We start from the raw sequence: 22,584 nt of genomic DNA, 5'->3' as shown, positions 1-22,584 counted from the left end.
CCATCATGACCGACTATGTTTTTTCCCCGCCCCCGCAGCCGAGCCTCGCCGTCGCCGGCGAGACCGCGCGCTTTCCGGTGCGCCGCATCTTCTGCGTTGGCCGCAACTATGCCGCGCATGCCCGCGAGATGGGCAAGGATCCCGACCGCGAGGCGCCGTTCTTCTTCACCAAACCGGCCGACGCGATCGTGGATGACGGCGAGACCGTTGCCTATCCGCCGCTGACCAAGAACCTGCACCACGAGGCCGAACTGGTGGTCGCGATCGGCCGCGCCGGCTTCAAGATCGCCGAGAACAACGCGCTCGAGCACGTCTACGGCTATGCGATCGGCAACGACCTGACCCGTCGCGACCTGCAGTTCGAGGCGCGCGACAAGGGCCGCCCCTGGGACTGGGGCAAGGCCTTCGACCGATCCGCGGTCTGCGGACCGATCCACAAGGTCTCGGCAAGCGGGCACCTCGCCTCGGGCTCGATCCGGCTCAGCGTCAACGGCGTGACGCGCCAGGACGCCGATCTGTCGGAACTGATCTGGTCGGTGCCCGAGATCATTTCGATCCTGTCACACTCGATGCGTATCGCGCCTGGCGACCTGATCTATACCGGCACGCCGGCGGGCGTGGGCGCGCTGGTGCCCGGCGACCAATGCACGGTCGCGATCGAGGGTCTCGGCACGATCAGCACCACCATCGGCGAGCCCGAGGCATGAACGACCCCACCGCCGCCGCACACGGCCAAGAGGACAATTTCCTCGACATGCCGGGGCATCTGTTGCGGCGGTGCCACCAGATCGGGGTGGCGGTGTTCCTGGAGGAATGCCGCGCCGTCGACCTGACGCCGCTGCAGTTCGGCCTGCTCGCGGCGCTGGCGCGGTTCGGCGCGATGGACCAGGCCAGCCTCGGTCGCGTCGCCGCCCTCGACCGCACGACGATCGTGGTCGTTCTTGGCAAGCTGGCGCAACGCGAACTCGTCACGCGCACGCCCTCGCGCAAGGACCGCCGCTCCAAGATCGTCGCCATCACCGAGACCGGCCGCGACCTGCTGGCCAGGGCCCTGCCGCTTGCCCGCCAGGCGCAGGAGCGCATGGTCGAGCCGCTCTCGCCATCGGAGCGCGCGCAACTGACCGCGCTGCTTGCCAAAATGGCGGACGGCAACAACAGGCTGAGCCGCGCCCCGCACAGCCTGCCTCAACCCTGATGCGATCGCGGCGTTCCGCCATCGCAATGCGGCGCGCCGCCACGAGCTGATCCTTTCCCCAAAACCCGCAGTCACGTTGCCGGCCCGGGCCGGACCTTGGCGCCCGACCGCGGCGCCCGGCCCGAACCGATTGGGCGAACGACGACGCCGATGCGGCCGTCGACCAATCTCCCCGCGCCCGGGTTTCCCCGTGTCTCCCGCCGCACCGTCATTAGGGTGTATTTATCTTGACCGCTACCTATGGTTGTTTTATTCTGAGCCGGTTCAGGAAGGAGGAGAAAGCATGGCCTATTCGCGAAATCCGTTTTTGCAGGCAGCCCGCGCCAAGCCGGCCGCCAGACGCTCCAATCGGTTCTGGGCCTCCCCGGCCGGCCGCCACCTGAAGCTGGCGCGCAACTGCTTCTCGCTCGCCAAGCGTCACCGCTCCCGCGGCAACCGGAGGAAATACCGGGCGATGCTGGCGATGGGCCGCAGGGCGCTCGCCCTGTCGAGGGCCGAGGTCCGGCTGTGGAAGCGCGGCAACGCGCTGCGCCGCAGGTCGTTTGCCGTTCACCGCGCGCGCGCATGAGGCCTGCTCACCGCGCGCACCAGACTAGCGACCGCACCAGACTAGCGACCACGGGGCGCGTCCGACCACGGAGGCGCTCCGTAGCGCACTGACGCACACAACCATGGGAGGCAAGAATGGGCGACGGTCTGTTGTTCGGGTACACCGTCGAGGAGACTGACGGCACCTTCGTGATCACCCTGTCGGGCAAGCTCGCCGTTCCGATCCTGCAGGATATCGGCGCGAATATGGGACGCAGGAACGGGCGCGACACCGACGTGCCGGCGCTGTTTCCGTTCAGCGCGCTCGCCTCCAACGCCGTCCACCTGACCGCGCAGGACGCCGAGGGCGCGGCGGCGGGCGAGCCCAATCTGGAAGAGATTTTCGGCCAGGGCTTCGACCGCGACTTCGCCGAGTTCGACCAGCAGCTCGATCAGTACAGGCAGCTTCTGCAGCATTACGGCGAGGCGGCAGCGGCTGGCAACGCCGCCTCCCCCGACGATGACGGCAAGTCGAAAAAGTCGCCGCAGAAAAGCTAGGGCGGGAGCGGGACGATGATCCATCTTTCTCGTGAGGAAACCTTTCTGCTTTTGACCTGTCGTCCGCGGCTCGACGATGCCGGCGACGAACGGTTGGCAAGCCTTGCCCGCCAGGAGATCGACTGGGCCTATGTGCTGTGGCGGGCCGAGACCTACCAGACGATCCCGCTGTGCCGGTTTCACCTCGAGCGGCTGGGCGCAACGCGCACCGTGCCCGAGTGGGTGACGGCCTATCTGGCCGGGTGGTCGAAGCTTTCCGAGCTGCGCACGGTGGCGCAGTTTCGGCTGCTGGCGCAGATCCTCAACACGTTCCAGAACGACGGCATCGACCACTATGTCTTCAAGGGCGCGCTGATGGCGGCAACCCTTTTTCCCGACCCGCTTTTGCGGCCGATGCAGGACCTCGACATCATGGTGCGGCCGCAGGATCTGTGGCGCGTCCAGAAGACGCTTTACGGGCTCGGTTTCAAACATGGCGTGTTCGACCCCGCCAGCGGCCGCTTCACCCACATGTTCCGCCGGATCACCAAAAACACGCTCGAGCACAAATACGCCCTGCACTCGGTGACCAAGGTGGAGGCGCTGCGGCCCGGTTTCGACGCCAGGCTCCTGCCCCGGGAATGGCGGCAACGGCAGATAAAATCCTTCGTCGAGGCCGACGGCACGGTGTTGATGCCGGTTTTCGTCGACATCCATTTCGGCCTGGCGAACGGGATCGAGGAGGAAGACGTGTGGCGCGGCGCGGGGCCGCAGACCGTGCTCGGGCAGGCCGTGCGGTGCCAGGGGCCGACGACCGCGCTGTGGTTCAGCGCCGCGCGCGCCTATTTCGAGGCCTTCCAGCACGGCACGGTCAAGCCGTATATGCTGGGCGACATCGATGCGCTGGTGCGCCGCCACCAGGAGGCGATCGACTGGGCCGAACTGCTGCTGGTGGCCCGCAAATACGGCTTCGCCTCGGCGCTGTTTTACGTCTTCGAACAGCAAAGACGGCTCTACGACACCCCGGTCCCCGAACACGTCATCGCGCTGTTGATGCCGAACCAGAAGGGCATTCCCGACCCGGGCGATTATGGCGACCCGATCCCCAAGCTGCTTTCGCGGGTGGTTGTGAACGAATTCGCCTTCGCCTGACGGCGGCGCACCGCCGAAGCGGGCCGCGGCGCGGCGGACACATATTTCCATGGGGCACAGCGACCATCGACCCGGCCGGGAGACCGGCCGCGCACCGAATTCATCGCAGGAGTTGGACATGGCGCGTATTGCTATCATTGGCGGCGGACCGGCGGGACTGGCGGCGGCGTCCTGTCTCGCCGCGAGCGGGATCGAGTTTCGCCTGTTCGAGGCCGGCCGGGCGCTGGAGGAACGCCACCACGACAAAGCGAGCGAGCTGGGATGCGGCATCGGCGGGGCCGGCCTGTTCTCCGACGGCAAGTTCAGCTTCCACCCGTCCGGCTCCCATCTCTACCGGCTGCGCGACAAGGACCGGCTGTGGACGGCCTACAACCGGATCTGCGCCCTGCTCGACGGCGTCGGCATCAAGGTTCCGGTCACCGAGGGGTCCGCCGGCGGCGACTTCGTGTGGACCGGAGATCCGATCACCACCAAGGACTATCCGTCGAGCTACGGCACGCTGGCGCAACGGGCGGAGTTGATTGCCGCGCTGAGCCGCGACTACCGGGCCTGGATCGCGACCGGCACGACGGTCGAACGGGTGCGCCGCAGCGGCGCGGGCTATGCGGTGCGAAGCACGCCGCAAGGCGGGGTCGCCCGCGAGGAGGAGTTCAGCCATGTCGTCGTCGCCACCGGCCGGTTCGGGCCGCAGGCGATCGCGCGCCTGATGCCTGACCTCGCTCCCGCGACCGAGCTCCGATACGAATTCGGCATCCGCATCGAGCATCCCAACCATGTCGGTTTCCTGAACGCGGTCGAGCGGCCGGACGTCAAATTCATCATCAACGCGCTCGACACCGAGGTCAGGACCTTCTGCACCTGCCGCAACGGCGAGGTCTGGCTCATCCCCTATAACGGACCGTCGGCGCTGTCGGGCCGCTCCGACGGACCGCCCTCGGGCTATTCCAATTTCGGCCTTCTGGCGCGGTTTTCCGGCGATGCGCTCGACAAGGGCCGACGGCTCTGGCAGCACTACCAGCAGACGCTGAATGGCAGCCCGGGGGCGCTGTGGCAGCCATTGCCGGAATTTCTTGACGGGCGCCCGACAGCCACGCCCGAACTCGACGGACGGCCGTGGCATCCGCGCGCGGAGTTCCGCCGGGGCGACATCGCCGCGATGCTGCATGCCGACCTGCACGCGATCCTGGCAGGCAGCCTGAGGCTTCTGGTCGACCAGTATCCCGACCTCAATTCGCCCGAAACCGTGTGCCTGTTTCCCGCCATCGAGGGCGTCGGCGCGTTTCCGCACAACGATCTCGACCTGAAGGGCCCGGTGGAGAACATCTGGTTTTGCGGCGACGCCGTCGGACGGTTTCGCGGCCTGATCCCGGCTCTGGTCAGCGGCGGCTACGCGGCGGCGGCCGTATGCGCGGCGATTGCCGGCGACGAGCCCGCCGCAGCCGTCCAGCAGTCCGAAACCAAGATCGCGGCCGAATGAACGGTTTGCGCACCACGATCAGCGCGCTGGCGGGACGTTCGGGGGAGGCTTCATGCTGATCGCGATAGAAGGTATCGACGGCGCGGGCAAAACCCATATCAGCCGCAAGCTCGCGCGCGCGATGGCCGAGCGCGGGCGGCGGGCCGTCTATGTCGACAAAAAAGACCTTTCGTTCGGCGACGGTTTCGCCGACGGCAGGCTGGCGCTGCTCAAGGAGGCGCTCTGGCCAACTCGCGGCGAACCCGGCCAGGACCTTCTGGGAACCCGGTTCTACCTCCATCTGCTCGCCGCCTGGTTCGCGGCCGCCGGGCAATATTTCCGGCGACAGGCGGCCCGCGACAGCGGCGCGCTGCACGTCATGGACGGTTCCTATTTCCGGGTGATCGCCAAGGCGCATCTGCGCAGCGGCATCGCGATCGAAGAGCTGCGTGGATTCTTCGTCGACGCCGCCGAGCCGGACCTGGTGGTGCTGCTCGACCTGGAGCCGCGCGTGGCCTGGGCGCGACGCAGCAGCTTCAGGGAAACCGAAATCGGACGCTGGGACGGTTTCGCCGGCGACCCGCAAGACGCATTTTGCGCCTACCAGCAAAAGGTCCGGCAAATCCTGCGCAGGCTGGGCGAACAGCAGGGCTGGGTGGTGGTCGACCAGGGCAGGCTGCACGACGACGCGGACATCGTCGGCCACATCGTGCCCCATGTCGAACGCATTTTGGCGCGCACGCGATCCCAGGCCGCAGGCGCGCGGCCACCAGACGGCGCGGCAATAGACGCCTGACGGCGTCTTCGGTCCAACCGAACCGGAGACGCCGTGCCGGCTCCAGTCTGCGGCTGGACCTGCCGGACGGACAGCGCCCGGGCCGGCGGGCCGGCGCCCGTATGCCCGCACCGCGGAACGGCCGGAAAACCGATGACGGCGCCGATGGCCGGCAGGCTCGCGTGCTGGCAGCCTCCTTTACGGGCGGCGGATCTGTGGCGGGGACCGGTATGCCCGTGGACCCGCCCGGCTTGCGACCGGTCACGCGCTGGTTCTGATCGGTTTTGCCGATCCGGACCACGCGACTGGCGACGGCGAAAGCGGATTTCTGCTTTGCCAGGCGCGGCCACCGGCAGCGCCGCAGCGGCGCCGGACAAGGACCGGCTTGGCGCCACTCTTCCGGCGCCGTGGACCAACCGGCTTGTTCGCGGCGGCAAAATCTGGCCAATATCTGCAATCGGGAGAGGACCGGAGACCGCATGGCACGCTTCATCACGCATTTTCTGACCGTGTTGGTGCTGGCGCTGATCACCGGGGCCGAACCGGGGCACGCACAGAATGTGCAGGATGCGCAGGATGCGCCGGCCACGTTCGAGGAGCGTGTGGCCGACTGGAACGAAACGGCGGAAAGGGCAGAGGAAGCGCTGCGTAACGCGCGCGCCTCCAACGACGCGCTGGAGATCCTCAGAAGCGACGTCGCCGCGACCCGCAGCGAGGCGCTGGAAGTCATTGAGCGCGGCAATATCGAGACGCTGACGCTGCAGGCCAGGCTGGAGGCGCTGGGCCCGCCGCCGGCAGAAAAGGATGCCGAACCGGAACGCATCGCGACGCAGCGCAAGGCGCTGCTGGAAGCGATCGCGATTGCCGACGCGCCGGTGCTTGCCGCCCGGCAGGCGCATAATCGCGCCGAAGTGCTGGTCGAGGAAATCGACGACCTGATCCGCGCCCGGCAGCGGGCAGAGCTGCTCGCACGCGAACCCTCGCCGCTGGTGCCGGCCTACTGGCTGCCGACGCTCACCGAATTGTCGGCCTATCTGGGCCGCGTTCTGGACGAGGTCGGCGACATCGTCTCCAGCCCCACCCAGGGGGCGCTCTTGCGCCAGCGCCTGCCGCTGGCGGCTCTCCTGTCGGGGATCGGGCTGATTGTGCTATTGTTCGTGCATCCGCGCGCGATCCGCCGCGTCGAGGCCGCGGCCGCCGGCGCGTCGAGCGGGTTGCGCAAACGCGGCTATGCCGGGCTCGCCCTGGCGCTGCGCCTTGTGCTTCCGGCAGCCGGCGGAGGCCTGCTGGCACTGGCGTTCCTGTCGCTGCGGCTGACACCGCCATCGGCGAAATCCATCAACGCCGTCGTTCTCATGCTGACGCTGTTCCTCGTCACCGCCTACTGGCTCGCGCATGTGGTGTTCGCGCCGAGCGGGCCGGAACGCCGGCTGGTCGACCTCAACGACCAGGCGGCGACACGCGCGACCTGGGTTGCGCTCGCACTTGGCCTCGTGCTGGTGTTCGAAGCGATCCTGGAGGCGATGGAACGCGATTTCCAGTTCGCGCCAGGGTCGCGATCGGTGATGGCCGCGATCATCGTGATCGCCGGCAGCCTGCTTTTGTGGCGTCTGGCGAGCCTGCTCCGGACCCCGGCGGAAACACCAGCGGAAGCCGGCCCGGCGCAGCCGGCCGACGACGAGGCGGCGATCTCGGTGACCGGGCTGATCGCGCGAACGCTGCAGCTCGCCGCCATGCTGGCGATCCTGTTTTCGATTGCCGGCTACGTGCAGATTGCCCGGCAGGCGATTGTGCCGATGGTGCTGTCGCTGGCGTTGCTCGCCTTCTGCCTTGCCCTCCACCACCTCCTGACGAGCGCGGTGACGCGGTTTTTGGGCGGTCACCAGCCCGACGAACGCGTCGCGGTCACGCTCCTGCCGTTCGCCGTCGGGCTTTTGGTGCTGCTCGCCTCGCTGCCGGCCTTCGCGCTGATCTGGGGCGCGCGGCTCGCCGACATTTCGGAAGTCTGGATCCTGCTGACGCAGGGCGTGGAGATCGCCGGCATAAACGTGTCGATCGGGGTGGTCTTCACGCTGGTGGCCGTCTTCGTGCTCGGCGTTTTCATTACACGCTGGCTGCAGCGCTTCCTGGGCACCACGGTGCTGCCGCGCACCAAGCTCGACAGCGGCGGGCGCAACGCGGTGCTGACCGGGCTCGGTTATGCCGGGATCACCCTGGCGGCGCTGATCGCGGTGTCGGCCGCCGGGCTCGATCTGTCCAATCTCGCCATCGTCGCCGGCGCGCTGTCGGTGGGCATCGGGTTCGGCATGCAGGCGATCGTGTCGAATTTCGTGTCCGGCATCATCCTGCTCGTCGAACGCCCCATCAAGGAGGGCGACTGGATCGAGGTGTCGGGACATTCGGGCATCGTGCGCAAGATCGCGGTGCGCTCGACCCGTATCCAGACCTTCGACCGGCACGACGTCATCGTGCCGAACTCGGACCTGATCGCCGGCACGGTGAAGAACATGACGCTGACCTCGCCGACCGGGCGCGTGATCGTCCCGGTCGGCGTCGCCTATGGCAGCGACCTGGAAAAGACCCGGCAAATCCTGCTCGACGCGGTCAAGGACAACGCGATGGTGCTGTCCTATCCCGAGCCGGCGGTGTTGTTCATGGGGCTCGGCGAGAGCTCGCTGGACTTCGAACTGCGCTGTTTCCTCGAGGATGTCTCCAACGTGCTGACCGCGCGCTCGGATCTCTTGTTCACGATCTATACTGAGCTCGACAAGGCCGGTATCGAGATCCCGTTTCCCCAACGCGACATCACCGTGCGTAATGTCGAGGACTTCGCCAGAGCGCTCTGCCGCCCGCACACGGAAACCGACACCGGCGAGCCGGCGGAGGAGACCCCGCGCACGCCAGGCTCCTGAGCGCGGGCCGGTCTTGGCGATGAAGACAGGGGCAGCGTTTTGCCGAGCGGCGACCGGCCGTCCGGACCGACAAGACCCGTGCGCGAGCCCGTGGTCACCGCCTGCGCGCGATCCGCAGGCCTAATGTCCATTTCGGGGAGGACAGCGGAACGACCGTTTCCGGGTGCCGAGGACCGAACAGCCACTGTCAAGTGTTGACTGAGCTCGACGGTGGCTTTCGGCCCCAATTCAGACGTTCCAAGAACCCCATGGTTTTGGAACAGTCGGGACGGCCCATCGAAAGGCGCGGATTTCCGGGCTTCCGGATTGCGGATTTCGGGAGGGTTTTTGGAACGCTGCTTCCGAGGCAGTGCGCGGGGTGGATTGCAAGGTAGTGGTGGCTGTCCCTCGTTTCAAAATTAGGCAGGTGTGGGGGTGCAGGTGAACGCCGATTGGTGGGGCGACCCACCTGGCCTGTTGACGCTCGACCCCGCCCCCACCCTTCGATCTGGCGTGACGCGCGACGGTCGAATTTCAAAAACGCGGGGCCACCCACCCCCGTATGGGGGTCGGCTCTCACACACACCGACAATGAGGCGTTGGAGGGGTTCGAGGCCAGCCACTGGGGACAGCGATACCCGGCGATCGCGCTGAGCTGGCGGCGCAACTGGGACCACGTCATTCCCTGCTTCGCCTTCCCGGAAAGCGTGCGCCGGATCATTTACACCACGAACCAAATCGAGGCCTTGAACTCGAAGCTGCGCCGCGCCGTGCGAACCCGAGGTCACTTCCCCAATGACGATGCGGCCGAAGAATGGAAACGGCCGCCACGCCAATGGTTCGAGGCCAAAACCCGATTCGCCGTCGTCTTCGGCGGGAGGTTCGTCAGCCAGTGACCCAACAGGCCCCAAGCACAAAATATCCGACAGTCCCGCATGGCATTGCCTCGCATTCGCTCGGTTCACATGCGTCGCGGTCCGCCACCAAGCCTGTCGAACTTCACTCGGTCCATCAGGCGCGGGAAATCGACCCCGCGAGGATCGATCCGGTCTGCCGGATGGCCGTCCCCCAGCCGACTTTCGAGACAACGCCTCCTGACGGGCCCTGGTTCCGTTCCGAAGGCTGCGAGCGGGCATACTGGACATCACCGGACACATACCACTTGCCCTTGGGAGATGGCCGTTGCTTCAGGTGGCTTCAGCGGTATCGGCGACAGTTCCGAACCATGCTATGATGCCAGCCCAAGTATTCAGGGAGGACTGCCATGTACGTGCATTCCCTGATTGCCGGCCTGCTGTTCGCCACGGTTGCCAGCGCCGGGGATATGCCGGTCTTCCACACGCTGCGTTTGGACAACACGACCGTCAATCTCAGCCTACTCAGCAGCCTGGGCTCGACCGAACCCGGGTATGATTTCGATGTCGTCGTCGGGCTGACGGAACTGGATGGCAGAGGCCAGCCGATATTCCGCGACCGCGGCAGGCATCGCGCCCGGGTGCGTTGCGGCGCGCCGGCGAGCGTTTTCGTCGGCGGGGCCGACCATGCGATCGGGCTTGCCACCACGTCTCACGAACCAAGGAACTGGAAGACCGATCTCTGGCGCACGATCTGTTCAGCGCCGACATCGTGAAATGGTGGCGAAAAGGAGTTTTAAAGCGAATGTCGCGCCCTTTTGGCTGCGCCGATCGTCGCCATCCTCCCTGTCGGCGTCGCGACCGTCCGCTGATATCGGCAGCGCTGCTCCGCTTCCGGCAGCCCCATCAGAATATCAAATCTTTCTTTTGATAATATCGTATACTTTTGATTCAAATATAAGAAATATATTTTCGCTTTCCGTATCATTTCCATAGAATTGATATCAGAATACTATGAATTTATTGCATCTTTGATATTTAATTTTGGTGACGCAGATATTATAATTGGAGAGTTGATCACGTTTGCAACCTCAAGATCATTTGAAAGATTGAATCAATACAGTGTCGATTTGTTCGGTGGTATGATGACGAAGCAGCGTCGCGCAGTCCGTTTTGTCTACTGGCTGCCAGCCATCAAGAATCCAAGACCGACGACGATGAGAGCGACGCCCGCGATCCGAATGCTATCGAACCTTTCATCAAGAACAAACGCGCTTAGCAGGGAGACGAATACATATGTTAAACCCATCCCTGGAAATATTATCATGATGTCATATTGGGATATGAGCACCACATAACCTGAAAGAGATAACGCAAATAGAAATAATCCGCCAATAAATCGCGCACTCCTTAATAGGCGAATGATAATTGCGATATCGATCTTCGCTGCGTGCAACGATGATCTGGCTTCCATTTTCAGCAATAGCTGTGACGCGGCGTTTGCCCCCGAAGAGATGACCAAGACCGTTGGAATATCCATTAGATCACCGGTTTGGCGGCCGCAGCTTTCCGATGGCTGCGGCCGCGCTTTTCGGGTTACAGCAGGAGCGATGTCGTTTCGCGTCTCATTGGGGTCTTTGCCCTACCGACGCCTCGTTCCTAGAAGTACCGGGTGAATCGGAGGAAGCCAGACGTCGTTCCGCCGAGATTTTCGATTTTGCTGTGGGCAAGTTCGCCGCGCACCTCGAAATTCTCTACAGGCATCCAAACCGTCGAGATTTCCGCCGCGAAAGCATCGATACCAGTGGTCACTAGGCCGGCATGCAAGTTGCTGTAGTAGTGGCCAGCCACGGAAATGCCGAGTTGTTGACTAAACTGATGGTTGTAGGACGCCAGCGCTGACCATTCGGCGCTGATGGCGTCGAACTGGCCTGTAGAATAGATATTGGCGTTGTTGGCATACGTCCCGATCAGGCGAAGTGACGAACCAGGCATGTTCGGCACGTTGACATGCAGACCAAGCTTGCCAGCCCACCCGTCCGTACCCAAAAACGATTCATCGTAGCCGAATTGTGCCCACGCGCCGCCCCAGCCTTGGTTGACACCGGCCTTGACAACGACATCTGGCAAATATCCGTCACCCGCAAGCGCATCATCCTCTAGCGAGACCGTCCCATAGTAGCCGGGGCCGCCTCTGAAGGTGTAGGAAACCTGCGCGCGTTGCTGATAGCCATAACCCAAGCCTGACCACGAGTGGGAGCCTGGGAAGTTGGACACACCGCCGCCTTGGGTTCTTGTCCAGGCGGACTCGGTATATCCCAGGCGCAGGCCGCCAAGTTCCAAGTAGGCCTGGTCGAAAACGGCCGGGCCGTCTCCCACACCGTTCCAATTTGCTTCGAGCCGAATGAAGGATCGAAGCAAACCCCATTCAGTCTGCGAGCGAGCATCGAAGTTCAACCGGGCGCGTACTGTCTTGTAGAAGCCTTCGGTGACCGGATCACCTGGATGAAAGGTGAGCGGTGGCGTATCTCCAGCGTCCCGGCTCTCAGCTCCGATCTGATAATAGACATAGCCCGAGATCTGTAGGCACGTTTCGGTGCCGGGAATGTAGAAGAAGCCGGCACCATAAGCGTCGCAGACGCGTACATATTCAACCGGTTCCGGTTCGGCAATGATGATCGGGTCGGCTGCTCTCGCCGATGTAATCCCTGCAGCACTGGCTGCGCATGACAAAAGTACCAATATTTTCTTCACGTTGCCCACCTCCGTTGTTTGCGGGTTAACCAGCCGAGGACAGAGGCGCCAAAAGCGTCCGTCCTGACTGCCGGAGAATAGGGATCGGAAGCCTGTCGAGATTTTTCCTCCAACTTTACATCTGCGTAAGATATGTTGCATTCGCCGCCTTGCGCGAATGCTGTTGCCAAGCGGCAACACCCGCATGGACCGTCTCTCCGGGCGATCATGGCGTTTGTCAGATTCGTAAGTCGGACGAAAAGGCGAAGTGAACCGCGGTCTCTAAATTCATTCCAGCATCGGTACTGAGCTCCATGTTCTTCAGGAGGCAAGGGTCGAGACCCTCTCTGGGAGAACGTTGCGGCCGCGGCCGGTGCAGTTGTCCGGGTGAGCAACCTGTCACCCCGTAGAAATTGGAGAAGACAATGACCCGCATCACCGCAATCACTACAGCCTTGTTGCTCAGTTCAGCATCTCTGGCTTTCCCACACCAGCGGACGGCTGATCCTTTGACGACTTCGGCTGTCTCAAACGCGCAGCGCGTAGAAGCGTTGCTGCAGGGAAAAGGCAGCCCTGGCGACTCGGTGACCTCGGTTTCTGACCCGAACGTTACGTTTACTGTGATGGAAAACGGACTGGTTGAACGAAGGAACGACCGCTACGACACGGTCCAATACATTCGGCCCCTCGCGCAATGGGAGCGTGGTTTTGACTACCGGGGGGGACGGTAGTTCGACGGTGAGCATTTTTACAAAGATGTAAACACGGAGAAAAGTGCAGCTTAACTCGCTCTGTAAGGGTACACCTGCATCTCTAGATGAGAAAGCATCTCCATGTGATGCCCTTTGCCCGCCCGCGTGCCTGACCTCCGCGGGCGGGTTTTTCTATAAACTATCGCCCAGCTTCGGAAATCGAATGTGAACGGCCAACCCCGGCCTGTTATCTGCTAGGTGAAGCGCAGCACCATGTAGATCAGATATGGCCTTTACCATGCTCAGTCCCAGCCCCGAGCCTTCCGTCCGTCGGCTCCTGTCCAATCGATAGAAGCGCTTGAAAACATTCGATCGCTCTTCAAGCGGAATGCCAGGGCCGTCGTCTTTGACCACAATAACGACCTCGCCCCTCTGCGTTTCGCTTCCAATCTCAATCTGCGAACCGGGCTGCGTGTGACTAATGGCATTTTGGACGAGGTTGGCTAGCATCTGTCTCAGCAGATCCGGATCACCCCGTAGCATGGTCTGGCCGCCCCGCTCCATGGCAAGACGAACCTGGCTCCCTTTGTTGCCGGCAATTTCAGCATAAACTTCGAACACATCCTGGAGAAGGTCATGCACGTTAATTCGCCGAAACCGCTGCCTTTGCACCCCGGCCTCAATTTGGGAAATGCGCAGGAGCGCATCGAACGTCGCAGTAATCGCGCGGATATCGGTCAAGGCGGTCTGAATTAGCGGACGGGCAGCGCCAAGGGTTGAGGCTTGTGCCGCAGCCTCTAGCAGCAGGAACAAGCGGGAGATCGGAGTCTTGAGATCATGAGCAATGTCGGTGGTAACCTGCCGCATGGCATTGACGCTGGCTTCGAGGTACCCAAGTGAAACATTTACCTCTTCCGATAGCGCGTCAATGTCATCCATGCGCGAGGAGACCGGCAAGCGCGTTGAAAGCTTCCCGGAAGCCACCTCGCGCATGACGGCCGACAATGCTGCGATCCGTTTTCGCGTCCTCATGGCGAGAAAGGCGCCCCCGCCCAGTCCGGTCGCGAGAGCTATGGCCGTCGCCCAACCGAAACTTGTCAGGGCGATGCTGCGCAGGCTGTTGGTATCATTGTAGCTCACACCGATGATGAGTTCCGCCGGGCCAAGCGCGTTCCGATAGAGTCGATAGTTGACTGGGATGGCGCTGTGATTACTTGCATCTAGCGTAGAGAAGCCTGGCGCCACGTCAGTGATGTCGACGTTACCGGCGAGCAGGGCGCCGTCCGGTCCACGTAGCGAATAGATTGTTTCCTGGCCTCGGATAGCAGGACCGTGGTTTTCAATCATCGCGCTGGCGCCGGCCAGTCCTCGCTTGTCGAAAGCTGTTTGGATTTCTCGAAAGCGCTCCATGACGTGCGAATCAAGACGTTGGCTGAGATGACTGGCGACCATCTTGTAGGCAACCAAATTTACCCCGAGATAGCAGACAAGAAAGAGAGTTACATAAAGTATTGAAAGACGAAACGACGTGGTACGTGCGATATTACCTTGGAACATGAAGACTGTAACCAGTGTTTCTCGTCGTGTGAAGCAATGGAAATTCAAAAGGCTTGTCAATCTTACTTCGCAACCTGCTGACATGAGTCTCGACGACTGTACTCTGTGGATCGAAATTGAAATTCCATATGCGTTCCAGGAGCATGTGTTTGGTCATGATGCGACCTTCGCTGCGCATGAAAATTTCCAGCAGGGCAAATTCACGCGGCAAAAGATCAATCACTTTGCCTTGTCGCTTGGCTACTCGCCGCACGAGGTCCAATTCGAGGTCTGCCACCTGCAAGCGGGTTTTCTCGCCAGAGATAGGAGGGCGGCGTGCGAGGGCGCTGACGCGTGCCGTTAGCTCGGAGAACGCAAACGGTTTCACTAGATAGTCATCTGCGCCGGCTTCCAGTCCCGCGACTCGATCTTCGACGCCTCCAAGGGAGGTAAGAAACAAAATTGGAATCTTGCCACCAGCTGCACGCAGGCTTTTTACAAGTGCAAGGCCATCCAAGCCGGGCAGCATGCGGTCAACGATAGCCACGTCATAGGGCTCTCTAAGGCCGATACCGAGTGCATCGCGACCATCCTTCAGAATATCGACGGTGTGTCCCGACGAGTGCAGTCCGCTGGCAATGTAGTTGCTGGTCCGGTCATCGTCCTCGACCAGGAGTATTTTCATTGTGGTCGCCTTCTCGGTTGTGGTTATGCCGACATGGGTGACCTCTGGCAGGCGCAAAGCGCACCCGCCGCGTCTGGCGGCGGGTACGCTGCATCTCCTTTCGACGGATTAGACCGTTCTGGTTGTTGGGATGGGCTGGAGTCTCACTTCGGTCCGATTTGCCGGACCGGGAACCGAGATTCGCTACTTGATCTCGGTGACCGTGAGCCGGCCATTTACGCGTTCGGCGACGAACTCGATCGGCTGGCCTTCCTTGACCCTGTCGATCATGGCGTCGTCGGCAACGACAAACACCATCTTCATGGCCGGCATGTCGAGATTCTTCAGTTCCTCGTGCCTGATCGTCAGCTTTTTCTGCTTGGCGTCGATCTTGGTCACCTCGCCCTTGGTGTACTCGGAGGCCAAGGCTGCACCGCCGAGCGAGAACGCCAAGCCGAGGGCGGCGATCGCGGTTCCGATGGGTTTCATGCTTGTCTTTCCTTTCAACTTATTGGCTGACCGTGATGTCGCCCTTCATGCCGGCTTCGTAGTGGCCCGGAATGAGGCAGGCGAACGCGAAGTCTCCGGCCTTGGCGAAGGTCCAGACGATCTCTCCCTTCTCACCCGGCGCGAGCCGAACGGAATTGGGATCGTCGTGTTCCATCTCCGGAAACTTCGCCATCATCTCCTTGTGCTTCATGAGTTCCTCATGGTTGTCCATTACGAACTCGTGGTCGGTTTCGCCCTTGTTGACGAAGCTGAGGCGAATGGTCTCGCCCTCCTTCACCTCCAGCGAGGCCGGTTCGAACAGCATCTCGCCGTCGTCGTTCTCCAACATGGTAATGGCCGCGGTCCGTTCTGCCTTGGCCGCCTCCGCAGGCTTGCCGATTGCCATTTCGTCGTGTCCACCAGCGTGTTTGCCGGCTGCTTGCGCCGCGCCCACTGCGAGCGCTGACGCGGTGAGCCCAATGATCAGATATTTCATGCTGTTCCTTTCCTGGTTGCTTGTCGGTCGACGGAGTTTCATCCCTGATTGTGTCCCGCTTGCGGATCGGCCGGGGCCATCATTTTTGTGTTGCCTGATCTTGTTGGTTCGGGCGTGTCGCCTGTCCATTCGTAAGAGACGGTGCCGGCCGGATGCTGGTACCAGCCTGGGTCGGCGTAATCGTCGGCGGCCAGTCCCTCGCGAACCTTCACCACGGAGAACATGCCGCCCATCTCTATCGCGCCGAATTGTCCCCAGCCTTCCATCATCTTGACAGTATTGTCAGGCAGCGGCATCTCCATCTCGCCCATGTCGGCCATGCCGCGAGTGCCCATGGCCATGTATTCCGGCCGCACGCGCCGGATTTTCTTGGCGACCTCGGTCTTGTCGGCGCCGATGAAGGTCGGCACGTCGTGGCCCATCGCGTTCATGGTGTGATGCGATTTGTGGCAGTGGATGGCCCAGTCGCCGGGATACCTGGCGTCGAATTCGTAGGCGCGCATGGCCCCCACGGGAATGTCGATGGAGACTTCGGGCCAGCGCGCCTCCGGGCGTACCCAGCCGCCATCGGTACAGGTAACCTCGAAGTCGTAGCCATGCATGTGGATCGGGTGGTTGGTCATCGTCAGATTCCCTACACGCACCCGCACCCGATCGTCCTTGGCAACCACCAGTGGACTGATGGCCGGGAAGATGCGGCTGTTCCAGCACCATATGTTGAAGTCCGTCATCTCCATGACACGCGGCACGTAAGATCCGGGGTCGATGTCGAAGGCGTTGAGCAGGAAGACAAAGTCACGGTCGACCCGCTGCTCCGCCGGGTCCTTCGGGTGAATGACGAAAAAGCCCATCATGCCCATCGCCATCTGCACCATCTCGTCGGCGTGCGGGTGGTACATGAAGGTGCCGCTCTTCACGAGGTCAAACTCGTAGACGAAGGTCTTGCCGGGCGGGATGCCGGGCTGGGTCAGTCCGGTCACCCCGTCCATGCCGCAGGGCAGGATCATGCCGTGCCAGTGGATCGTGGTGTGCTCCGGCAGTCGGTTGGTGACGAAGATACGTACCCGGTCGCCCTCCACGGCCTCGATGGTCGGGCCGGGCGACTGCCCATTGTATCCCCACAGATAGCCAGTCATGCCGGGCGCCAGCTCGCGTTCGACCGGTTCGGCCACGAGATGGAACTCCTTGACATCGCCGTTCAAGCGATGCGGCAGCGTCCAGCCGTTGAGGGTGACGACGGGCTGGTAGTCCGGTCCGCTCGATGGGAACAATGGCGGCTGCATGTCGGCCGATTCCATGATCGGCGCTTCGGGCAGGCCCATTGCGGAGGTCTTCGTCCAGGCGGCCGCTCCTGCAAGGAACGCGCCGCCACCGAGGATTTGTCGTCTGGTGATCATTTTTCCGGTTCCCATGCTCAATGTCCGCCGCCGCCGTCACCAGCCGCCGCAACCTCCGTCGCAACGGCCGGGGACGAACCCGAGCCGCCGCCATTGACAGCGGTGCCGAGGTCGACGTCGGCCAGCCAGAACTGGCGCTTGGCGTTCAGCGACAGCATGATCGTGCCAATCTTCGCGCGTGTGTCGGCCAAGAGCTCGAACGTGTTGGTGATCATACCGTTATAGGTCAGCACCGACTCTTCCTCGATGGTGGTCCTCAACGGCACGACATTGTTGCGGTAATGCCGGGCGATATCATAGCTCGATCGATAGCCGTCATAGGCGCTGCGAGCCTCCGAGCGAACGTTCACCGCCTTTTCGGCCAACAGGTTCGCTGCCCGCATGTAGGCGAGTTCGGCCTTGCGCAGGCGTGCCTGGCCGCTGTCGAAGATCGGGATCACGAAGTCCAGCTCGATCCTCGATGTGGTTGTGGTTGTGGTAGTGCCGTCATCCTCTTCTTCGCGCTCGACTTCGGCCCCTGAGACAATATCGAGATCGGTCAGGTAACGGGTCGCCGAGGTCAGCCCGTAGGCGCGGGCCAAGGCTTCCAGTTCCAGCCGCGCCACCTCCAGGTCGACGCGGTTGCGCAGCGCCTCGGCCTCGATCGCCCGCTTGGCCGTTGGCCGCTTCGGCAGCGAAGGCAGCGCGTTGGGTACCTGATAGTCGAGGTCGGAGCCCCAGAGGCCCATGAGGCGGGTCAGCGCCTCCTTGGCCATGCGCGCCTGCATGCGGGCTTCAGCGGTCTGACCGGCCAATTCGGCATAGAACACGTGCTCGCGCGCCTGGCCGGTCTTGGTGAAGGCGCCAGTCTCGCCGAGCTTCTTGGCAAGTTCCGAGGCGGCATCGGCGGCCGCCTGGGCCTGATTGAGATAGGCGACCCTTTCCCACGCCGAAACCGCGTCGATCCATGCCCGCCGCGTGTCGGCAGCCAGGCGCAGCGTTTCTTCGGCAGCACGCAACTGTGCCTGCCTTAGCCGGGTATCGGCGATGGCCATGCGCTTCGGCCGCGTGATCACTGCGAGGATGTTGTTGGCCACCGTCGCCTCGATGGAGCGGACCGGGTCGACGCCGGTCAGACCGACCGAGACGGTCGGATTCACGAGCAGGCTCTGCTGCCAGACCTCGGCCTGCGAAAGGCCTACATCGGCATAGGCGGCCTGAAGCCCCTTGTTGTTGAGCAGCGCCACCTGCACGGCCGTGTCGGGTCCGACCGTCCTGTTTCGAACCAGCGCCTGCACACGGTCGCCGACCTTGCGTGCCTCCTCGGCGGACTGGACCCAGACCGTCTGTTTGCCGGTCACCGACGCGGTTCGGTCGGAAACGGGCGCAAAGGCGTTTAACGGATCGGTGTCGACCGCTGCGGTCGTGGCGCAACCGGCGGCGAGAAGAGGCAACGCCGCGAGGGTGATAACCTTGGCAGTGATAATCCTCATGACCCGGCTCCTTTCGAAGCCGGCGACAACCGCTCGTTGAGCCGCCGCCAATCCTGCGGACCGACCGGCTGGCGATGGTGATAATCACCCACGACGGGACGATAGCTGGTTTCGCGCACGCCCATGGCCGGGTCGGCTGCGTTGTAAGCCGGCAGCACGACCGGCGGCGGCGCTGCGCATGCGGCAAGTGAAAGCGGCGCGAGCACCGCAACAAATGCAAGTTTCATCCTGAATACCTGAACTGAAAGAGGGATCGTGCCGTCGTGACACGAAACGTCACGCGGCAGGCTCCGCCCGATGCGGGCGCGTCAGTTCAGGATCTGGGAGGTCTTGCGAGGACGCTGGTGTCGCTGTCGACGAGCGCGACGATGTGCGTCACCCCGTGGCCACTGCCGGCCGGCCATTGCAGGAACGGGCAGTCGACCGGCACCGCGGTGACCGGCGCGCAATGGACCACGCAGCCGCCATCGGCAAACTTGCCGGTCTCGTGATGCTGGGCCTTGCTTTGTGCGTGGCCGGCATCTGCGTCGGCGTCATGGCCACCTTCATGCGCATGGTCCGCCACCGCATGCGGCGCGTGACCCTGTGATATTTCGGCGGGCTTGGCGGTCAGCCGCTCGGCGCTCGCCATCGAGAACAGACCCGGCTGCACCGACGTGAAGGCAAGAAAAAGAAAAGCGAGCGCCAGCTGGAGCGGCGCGGCATAAGTCCGCTTGATGGCATGTCCGACTTTCATGGTGCGAATAAGCTTGATCCGCGTACCGGATGTCAAGTGGGATATTTCGGCCACATCCGGGTGCCGGCTGCGATGAGGCTCAAGAGCCGAAGCCGTCAGCATCGGCTTCACCACACGCCCTTGATCATTCCGGTCCACAGATAGGACCAGAACGTCGGATGGTACCATTGCTTCGACCCGCCGGTGGCAGGCAGGATCCTGACGTCTCCGCTCAAGACCCGACCGACCGTGACAGCTACGGCAAGTCGATCCGGCGGGACAGGATCGAAGGCGAGTTCGAGAACCTTCTGAAAGAGTTGCAACCGAGTGAAAACCTGTTTCGCATCGCGTGCGGCATGCTGCGCGAATGGTGGAACCATATCGGCGAGCAAACGCAGTCGCAGTCCCGGTCGCTCGGCAAACGCCTGACCGAGATTGACAGGCAGATCGGGCAGTTCCTGGAACGCGTGGTCGAAGCGAGGACGCCGAGCGTCATCGGCGCCTACGAGGACCGCATTGCCAAGCTGGAAGAGGAGAAACTGGTCGTCCGGGAAAGCATGGCGGATGCCAAACGTCCGAAAAGCAGCTTCGACGATACACTTAGAACGGCGCTCGGATTCCTGGCGACCCCCTGGGATCAGTGGGTTTCTGGCAAGCTGGAGAACCGGCGCACGGTGCTTAAACTCGCATTTGCCGACCGCCTGCGCTATGCCCACGAAACGGGATTTAGAACGGAAAATTTGTCTATACCATTCAGGGTGTTAGGTGCTCTTGGCGATGGTGAGAACGGTATGGCGCGCCCGGGAAGAGACAGTTCAAACTAATTCGACCCTTTCTGTTTACCACAGAAAGAAGGGAGCTAGCGGATCACTCAGGCATCAAACTTAGAGCGTTTATAATTTTTGAACCCAAAAAATCAGCCAGGCTGCCATCTTCTCTACTGGAGGCAGTCGTCAAGGCGGCAATCCCTTGCCCTACCGCCACCTCCCACGGCTTGTTTGACCCCGCCAGATCCATCAGGATAAGACGGATCTCTTTCAAGTTCGCATTTCTGCGATCAAAATTCCCGACAAACACGGTCATAAAACCGTTTTTGGAATGTTCAGGGTTCCTGTGGATCCAATCGGTGATTCTGGTCTGCATCTCCGCCCATGTCGTTCCTAATAGGGAAAGCACATCATCGGATAAAATGAGATTTTCTGCTGCTTTACAATTTAAACGGCACCGAATGACATTTGTCTTATCGGTGATGTCATATTGTTCTTCATCCCGATCGCGCAAAGAGTATGCTTTTGCATCGTCATATACCGCGTCGATAATGGACGATACCGTATCTTCATATTCGTCCAGAGATTGAACATCGCCGGCGGCACACGGCCAGACTTTGATCCGGCCAAGCGATGATCTTCCGGCCTGCTGCCATATGCGCTCATCATCTTCCCCTTCGACCAAAAGGATCGGGCTGTTATTGAAGACGTTCGACAACGGATGCGCGCCAAAAATGGGAAGCGTTCTTTCCAGCGCCTCTGATATGGACAGGAAGTCATAAGTTGTCGCACCGGATCGCATAAAACACACATGCGTTAATTCCGGATCCAGACTTCCTAAAAAGGCTGTGCTGTGGGTAGCAACAAAAACGGTGATGCGCTGGCCGCGTACATTGTCCACCAGCAATTTTACCAAACGGGCCTGGAGATCCGGATGCAGATGGACATCGGGTTCATCCAGCAAAAGGATATGATCTTTGTCCACATTATCTTCGCTCTTTGTTTGATAAACGAAGGAGAGGATCTCGATGGCAACACTTATAAGTTCAGACTCCCCACTACTCAGCTGTTCTGGGCTGCGGCTGGAATCATCTCTTTTTCCCTTGGTTTCAAAGCCGCTGCGATTTCCGCGCATTATTCTGATGTTATCTAATAGCCCGTTAATTTGTCCAATTGTGTCTTCGAAAGTGAAATCTGAATTCCTGATTTCTCTGTCGTTTTCTATCGTTCTTAGAACCAATGTTTCGAGAATTTTAAACTCTGCCATACTCATTTGACGAAAATTATTGACACGGTTTTTCCGCCGAGCATTTGAACTCCAATCAATATTATTCTGCATAGCATCGAAGATGCTAGACTCAGAAATGAGCTGTCCACCGCGCTCTGGGCTCAGATATTTGACAAGCCCGATGTTTTGTCCTGTTCCTTTATATTCTTGGTCCAAGTGCCTCAAAAGGCCGCTTTTGCCACAGCCATTTTTCCCCAAAACGACATTGATTTGCCCGATATTGTTAAGGGAGCGACCACCAATGTTTATATTCATAATTTTTTACCGCTTTTTACCTGAAATCTCTATGTTTAAAATGCAACTTTCAATATATCAGAATGTATTCTTGAAGCCAGAGGGATGCAACGGGAGAGCGCAGCGTCTCTCTTGCCAGGATGGTGTGGTCTGACAACACACATCTTGCGGAATGCGATAAACGGATTTCGATGGGATTGGGAAATGTCCGACATTTTGGGCATTGCGGCTTTCAAAAGTTCGAACTCGCTTGCGGAGCGGCTCAAGCCCCATCAAACAGGAGAATGAGCCGCTGCCGCCCTTGCGAGAGTTCGAAAAACTCTACGAAAATGGCCGTAAGTTGTGCGCATTAAAAAAATCGCGAGCTCGAACTCAGATTATTGAATGATTTCAATGGGTTGGCTGAAAAAAAGTAAAGAAATGTGAAATGGCGCGCCCGAAAGGATTCGAACCTCTGACCCCCAGATTCGTAGTCTGGTGCTCTATCCAGCTGAGCTACGGGCGCGCACGGGGCTGCGACAAGAGCAGCCCGCAGACGAGCATTGCTGCCATCCGCAAACGAGATCGCTACCTAATGAAGACGCGGGCGAAAAGCAAGCGGGCGGGGGCGAAAACTTTGCCGTTTCGGCAGCCGGCCGCCGGCGGCGCCGAAAAAGGCTCAAAGACCGAGGTCGGGCGGTTGCCGTTCATACGCTGCTCCCAGGACCACCAGG

General features: G+C 61.3%; 22 protein-coding genes, 1 tRNA gene and 1 pseudogene. 12 read left to right on the top strand and 12 right to left on the bottom strand.

All coding sequences use genetic code 11. The features are described from left to right. Positions 1-5: 5 nt before the first annotated feature. The 10 genes and pseudogenes from ACT2B0_RS01350 (at position 6) to ACT2B0_RS01305 (ending at position 10,164) form a co-directional block, all read left to right on the top strand. The gene (locus tag ACT2B0_RS01350; protein WP_348424059.1) at positions 6-707 is read left to right on the top strand and encodes a fumarylacetoacetate hydrolase family protein; all 702 of its coding nucleotides are present in this window, start codon (positions 6-8) and stop codon (positions 705-707) included. Further along, on the top strand, positions 704-1,195 hold the full coding sequence (locus tag ACT2B0_RS01345) for a MarR family winged helix-turn-helix transcriptional regulator (protein ID WP_348424057.1): 492 nt from the start codon (positions 704-706) through the stop codon (positions 1,193-1,195). The genes ACT2B0_RS01350 and ACT2B0_RS01345 overlap by 4 nt, the downstream gene beginning before the upstream one ends. 283 nt (positions 1,196-1,478) lie before the next feature. Then, positions 1,479-1,763: a hypothetical protein gene (locus ACT2B0_RS01340; RefSeq protein WP_348424055.1), complete on the top strand. Its 285-nt coding sequence runs from the start codon at positions 1,479-1,481 to the stop codon at positions 1,761-1,763. Positions 1,764-1,879: 116 nt separating this feature from the next. Then, positions 1,880-2,281 carry a hypothetical protein gene (locus ACT2B0_RS01335; protein ID WP_473460691.1) on the top strand — a complete coding sequence of 134 codons (402 nt, stop codon included), beginning with the start codon at positions 1,880-1,882 and terminating at the stop codon, positions 2,279-2,281. Between the two features lie 15 nt (positions 2,282-2,296). Then, positions 2,297-3,412, top strand: a complete 1,116-nt coding sequence (locus tag ACT2B0_RS01330) for a nucleotidyltransferase family protein (RefSeq protein ID WP_348424051.1) — start codon at positions 2,297-2,299, stop codon at positions 3,410-3,412. A gap of 118 nt (positions 3,413-3,530) precedes the next feature. Next, positions 3,531-4,889 carry an NAD(P)-binding protein gene (locus ACT2B0_RS01325; protein ID WP_473460689.1) on the top strand — a complete coding sequence of 453 codons (1,359 nt, stop codon included), beginning with the start codon at positions 3,531-3,533 and terminating at the stop codon, positions 4,887-4,889. Between the two features lie 52 nt (positions 4,890-4,941). Then, positions 4,942-5,664 carry a dTMP kinase gene (locus ACT2B0_RS01320; protein ID WP_473460688.1) on the top strand — a complete coding sequence of 241 codons (723 nt, stop codon included), beginning with the start codon at positions 4,942-4,944 and terminating at the stop codon, positions 5,662-5,664. Between the two features lie 458 nt (positions 5,665-6,122). After that, positions 6,123-8,555, top strand: coding sequence for a DUF3772 domain-containing protein (locus tag ACT2B0_RS01315; RefSeq protein WP_473460686.1), 2,433 nt, complete (start codon positions 6,123-6,125; stop codon positions 8,553-8,555). 572 nt (positions 8,556-9,127) lie between these two features. Beyond that, positions 9,128-9,430, top strand: a pseudogene (locus ACT2B0_RS01310) (transposase); the annotation flags it as partial. Between the two features lie 374 nt (positions 9,431-9,804). Further along, on the top strand, positions 9,805-10,164 hold the full coding sequence (locus ACT2B0_RS01305; RefSeq protein ID WP_473460684.1) for a hypothetical protein: 360 nt from the start codon (positions 9,805-9,807) through the stop codon (positions 10,162-10,164). 401 nt (positions 10,165-10,565) lie between these two features. Here ACT2B0_RS01305 and ACT2B0_RS01300 read toward each other — a convergent pair whose 3' ends face one another. Next, entirely contained in the window at positions 10,566-10,928 is a 363-nt protein-coding gene (locus ACT2B0_RS01300; RefSeq protein WP_348202891.1) for a hypothetical protein, read from the bottom strand. Positions 10,929-11,047: 119 nt separating this feature from the next. After that, on the bottom strand, positions 11,048-12,142 hold the full coding sequence (locus ACT2B0_RS01295; RefSeq protein ID WP_348202892.1) for a porin: 1,095 nt from the start codon (positions 12,140-12,142) through the stop codon (positions 11,048-11,050). A gap of 404 nt (positions 12,143-12,546) precedes the next feature. Between ACT2B0_RS01295 and ACT2B0_RS01290 the strand changes: the two genes are divergently transcribed. Further along, positions 12,547-12,852 carry a hypothetical protein gene (locus ACT2B0_RS01290; RefSeq protein ID WP_348202893.1) on the top strand — a complete coding sequence of 102 codons (306 nt, stop codon included), beginning with the start codon at positions 12,547-12,549 and terminating at the stop codon, positions 12,850-12,852. Positions 12,853-13,005: 153 nt separating this feature from the next. Here ACT2B0_RS01290 and ACT2B0_RS01285 read toward each other — a convergent pair whose 3' ends face one another. From ACT2B0_RS01285 to ACT2B0_RS01250, 8 genes are all read right to left on the bottom strand, one after another. Next, complete coding sequence (locus ACT2B0_RS01285; RefSeq protein WP_348202894.1) at positions 13,006-14,370, bottom strand: sensor histidine kinase; 1,365 nt, start codon at positions 14,368-14,370, stop codon at positions 13,006-13,008. Beyond that, positions 14,357-15,034 carry a response regulator gene (locus tag ACT2B0_RS01280; RefSeq protein ID WP_473460681.1) on the bottom strand — a complete coding sequence of 226 codons (678 nt, stop codon included), beginning with the start codon at positions 15,032-15,034 and terminating at the stop codon, positions 14,357-14,359. Before ACT2B0_RS01280 ends, ACT2B0_RS01285 begins: the two co-directional genes overlap by 14 nt. Before the next feature lie 183 nt (positions 15,035-15,217). After that, entirely contained in the window at positions 15,218-15,502 is a 285-nt protein-coding gene (locus tag ACT2B0_RS01275; RefSeq protein ID WP_473460679.1) for a copper-binding protein, read from the bottom strand. A gap of 19 nt (positions 15,503-15,521) precedes the next feature. Further along, positions 15,522-15,998 carry a cupredoxin domain-containing protein gene (locus ACT2B0_RS01270; protein ID WP_348202897.1) on the bottom strand — a complete coding sequence of 159 codons (477 nt, stop codon included), beginning with the start codon at positions 15,996-15,998 and terminating at the stop codon, positions 15,522-15,524. A gap of 38 nt (positions 15,999-16,036) precedes the next feature. Next, complete coding sequence (locus tag ACT2B0_RS01265; protein WP_473460677.1) at positions 16,037-17,395, bottom strand: multicopper oxidase family protein; 1,359 nt, start codon at positions 17,393-17,395, stop codon at positions 16,037-16,039. A 17-nt stretch (positions 17,396-17,412) separates the two neighbouring features. Continuing rightward, positions 17,413-18,867 (bottom strand): TolC family protein, encoded by a 1,455-nt coding sequence (locus ACT2B0_RS01260; protein WP_348202899.1) that lies wholly within the window; start codon positions 18,865-18,867, stop codon positions 17,413-17,415. Continuing rightward, positions 18,864-19,094 (bottom strand): hypothetical protein, encoded by a 231-nt coding sequence (locus ACT2B0_RS01255; protein WP_348202900.1) that lies wholly within the window; start codon positions 19,092-19,094, stop codon positions 18,864-18,866. Before ACT2B0_RS01255 ends, ACT2B0_RS01260 begins: the two co-directional genes overlap by 4 nt. Positions 19,095-19,180: 86 nt before the next feature. Beyond that, positions 19,181-19,705: a hypothetical protein gene (locus tag ACT2B0_RS01250; RefSeq protein WP_473460675.1), complete on the bottom strand. Its 525-nt coding sequence runs from the start codon at positions 19,703-19,705 to the stop codon at positions 19,181-19,183. 56 nt (positions 19,706-19,761) lie between these two features. Between ACT2B0_RS01250 and ACT2B0_RS01245 the strand changes: the two genes are divergently transcribed. Beyond that, positions 19,762-20,406, top strand: a complete 645-nt coding sequence (locus ACT2B0_RS01245) for a hypothetical protein (RefSeq protein ID WP_473460673.1) — start codon at positions 19,762-19,764, stop codon at positions 20,404-20,406. Between the two features lie 43 nt (positions 20,407-20,449). Here ACT2B0_RS01245 and ACT2B0_RS01240 read toward each other — a convergent pair whose 3' ends face one another. Both ACT2B0_RS01240 and ACT2B0_RS01235 read right to left on the bottom strand, forming a co-directional pair. Beyond that, entirely contained in the window at positions 20,450-21,892 is a 1,443-nt protein-coding gene (locus tag ACT2B0_RS01240) for an AAA family ATPase (RefSeq protein ID WP_473460671.1), read from the bottom strand. A 407-nt stretch (positions 21,893-22,299) separates the two neighbouring features. After that, positions 22,300-22,376, bottom strand: a tRNA-Arg gene (locus tag ACT2B0_RS01235). Between the last annotated feature and the right edge of the window lie 208 nt (positions 22,377-22,584).

Source organism: Nitratireductor sp. J20-h4, from assembly GCF_056780505.1.
Note: the sequence above shows the minus strand (reverse complement) of the source record. Positions and strands in the feature narration are given on the sequence as shown.